1 protein-coding gene and 2 pseudogenes are annotated in these 2180 nt (G+C 73.2%); all 3 read left to right on the top strand.

What is annotated here, in order from left to right:
- Positions 1-617 (top strand): annotated as a pseudogene (locus IJH84_RS23135) (hypothetical protein); the annotation flags it as partial.
- A 241-nt stretch (positions 618-858) separates the two neighbouring features.
- A complete protein-coding gene (gene purN, locus IJH84_RS23130; protein WP_295148955.1) occupies positions 859-1485 on the top strand; it encodes a phosphoribosylglycinamide formyltransferase in 627 nt (208 codons plus the stop codon).
- Positions 1486-1550: 65 nt separating this feature from the next.
- Positions 1551-2180 (top strand): annotated as a pseudogene (gene purH, locus IJH84_RS23125) (bifunctional phosphoribosylaminoimidazolecarboxamide formyltransferase/IMP cyclohydrolase); the annotation flags it as partial.

The following is a 2180-nucleotide window of genomic DNA, read 5'->3' as shown; positions in this document are numbered from 1 at the left end:
TGCTGCTGCCGGTCGCGGTGGGCGCGTTCGTGGGCTTCACTTGCGGTCGCGAGCCGGGGTCCCGGCGGGAGCGGCTCCGGTCCGCAGCGGTGGCGGTGCTGGTCTCGGCGCTGGGAGTGTTCCTGATCGGGATCCTGGCCGGTGGCAGCGCCGGAGGCGGCAGCTACGAGTCGATCACGGTGCACCCGGTGGTGCTGGGGCTGGCGACGTTCGGCTGGCTGCTGCCGCCCGCCGCGCTCGTCGCGCTGCTGTTCCCGGCAGGGTTCGACGAAGAGGTGCGGGTCGCGGCACCGCGGAGCGCGACCGAGGTCGCCGCGGACGACGAGCCGGAAACCACCGAAGATGCCGGGCCGGACGACGACCCGGACGTCGCCGCGGACTCCGCGCCTGACGAAGATCCGGACGCGCCGGCGGAAGCCGAGTCCGGCGGCGACGCCGCGGACTCCGAGGGCGAACCCGCCGAGGCGATCCGCGAGGACGAACTCGACGAGGCGGTCCGCGAGGACGAACTCGAAGAGGTGGACCCGAGGGACGAACTCGATCCCGACGAGGTCGAATGGGCCGACCTGATCCGCCGAGTCCAGCAGGCCGACACCACCGGCGACCCGCGGAACTGACCGGCGGGCGCCGGACCCGTCCTGGCGCATCCCGGCCGGCTGCGCGGCACGAGCCCGCGGACTGAGGGCTGGACCACTCGCCCGGGACCTGGCGGCGGTTCCCGCCCGAGGGCCGCTTACGCTGCTGGGTGAGATCGTGACCAGGCATTGTCAGGAGCCAGAGCTGAGCACCCCCGCATCGAACGCGGCCGGTCCGGACCCCGCGGCAGCCACTGCGCAGGACACCGGGCAGGACACCGGGATCACCCGGTTCCGCCCCGCCGACCCGGCGCGCGTGCTGGTCCTGGTCTCCGGCTCGGGCTCCCTGCTGCAGGCCGTGCTGGACGCGACCGACCGGCCGGACTACCCGGTGCGGGTCGTGGCGGTCGGCGCGGACCGCTCCGGCGTCGAAGGGCTCGCCCGCGCCGAACGCGCAGGCATCCCGACCTTCGTGCAGCGGGTCGCCGAGCACGACAGCAGGCAGGACTGGGACGCGGCGCTGACCGCCGCCTGCACCGAATACGAACCGGACCTGGTCGTGTCCGCCGGGTTCATGAAGCTCGCCGGTGAACGCTTCCTGGAGCGCTTCGGCGGCCGCTACCTCAACAGCCATCCGGCGCTGCTGCCGTCGTTCCCCGGGATGCACGGGGTGCGCGACGCGCTGGACTACGGCGTGCAGGTCACCGGCTGCACCTTGTTCGTGGTCGACGCAGGCGTGGACACCGGCCCGATCCTGGCGCAGGAAGCGGTTCCGGTGCTGCCCGCGGACGACGAGGCGAGCCTGCACGAACGGATCAAGGCGGTCGAGCGGCGGCTGCTGGTGGACACGCTGGAACGGCTGGCACGGCACGGCTGGACCGTGCAGGGACGGAAGGTGAACATCCCGTGACGCAGAATTCGCAGGAACCGCAGCTCCGGGCGGACTCGCAGGAACGCCGTCCGGTCCGCCGGGCGATGATCGGCGTGTCGGACAAGTCCGGCCTGCTGGACCTGGCCACCGGGCTGCACGCGGCAGGCGTCGAGATCGTCTCCACCGGTGGCACGGCCCGCGCGATCGCCGACGCGGGGGTGCCGGTCACCCCGGTCGAAGAGCTCACCGGCTTCCCGGAGGCGCTGGACGGGCGGGTCAAGACGCTGCACCCGCGGGTGCACGCCGGGCTGCTGGCTGACCTGCGCCGCCCCGAGCACGCCGAGCAGCTGGAGCGCCTCGACATCCCGGCGTTCGACCTGCTGGTGGTGAACCTTTACCCGTTCGTGCGCACCGTCGGCTCCGGCGCCGAGCCGGACGAGGTGATCGAGCAGATCGACATCGGCGGTCCCGCGATGGTGCGGGCTTCGGCGAAGAACCACGCCAACATGGCCGTCGTGGTCGACCCGAGCCGCTACGAATGGCTGCTGGAGCAGGTGCGCGGCGGCGGGTTCACCCACGCCGAGCGGGTGGAGCTGGCCGCGGAGGCGTTCCGGCACACCGCTTCCTACGACGTGGCGGTCGCCGGGTGGATGAGCCGGGTGCCGGTGGGCGACGACTCGGCGTTCCCGGGCTGGCTGGGCGAGACCTGGCAGCGGCGTTCCGCGCTGCGCTAC

Origin of the sequence: Saccharopolyspora sp., from assembly GCF_017434145.1 — a bacterium.
Taxonomy (GTDB): domain Bacteria; phylum Actinomycetota; class Actinomycetes; order Mycobacteriales; family Pseudonocardiaceae; genus Saccharopolyspora_C; species Saccharopolyspora_C galaxeae.
Note: the sequence above shows the minus strand (reverse complement) of the source record. Positions and strands in the feature narration are given on the sequence as shown.